The following is a 383-nucleotide window of genomic DNA, read 5'->3' as shown; positions in this document are numbered from 1 at the left end:
GTCAAGGCCCTGGCCGAGAGCCCGTGGGGGATCTTCACGGTGATGGCGACCATCCCGATCGCGATGTTCATGGGCATTTACATGCGCTACATCCGCCCGGGCCGCATCGGTGAAATCTCGGTCATCGGCGTGCTGTTGCTGCTGGGTTCGATCTGGCTGGGCGGGCAGATCGCCGCCGACCCGGTCTGGGCCAAGGCCTTCAGCTTCACCGGGATCCAGATCACCTGGATGCTGATCGGCTACGGTTTTGTCGCGGCGGTGCTGCCGGTGTGGCTGATCCTGGCCCCACGGGACTACCTGTCGACGTTCTTGAAAATCGGCACCATCGTCGCCCTGGCGATCGGCATCCTGGTCACCATGCCCGAGCTGAAAATGCCGGCGCT

General features: G+C 63.7%; 1 protein-coding gene. It reads left to right on the top strand.

Annotated features, from left to right (window positions below):
• The coding region (locus AC3A5O_RS28795; protein ID WP_487754021.1) for a carbon starvation CstA family protein at positions 1-383 on the top strand (383 nt) is incomplete at both ends.

It is taken from the genome of Pseudomonas sp. Soil_N_39 (assembly GCF_057655955.1).
Note: the sequence above shows the minus strand (reverse complement) of the source record. Positions and strands in the feature narration are given on the sequence as shown.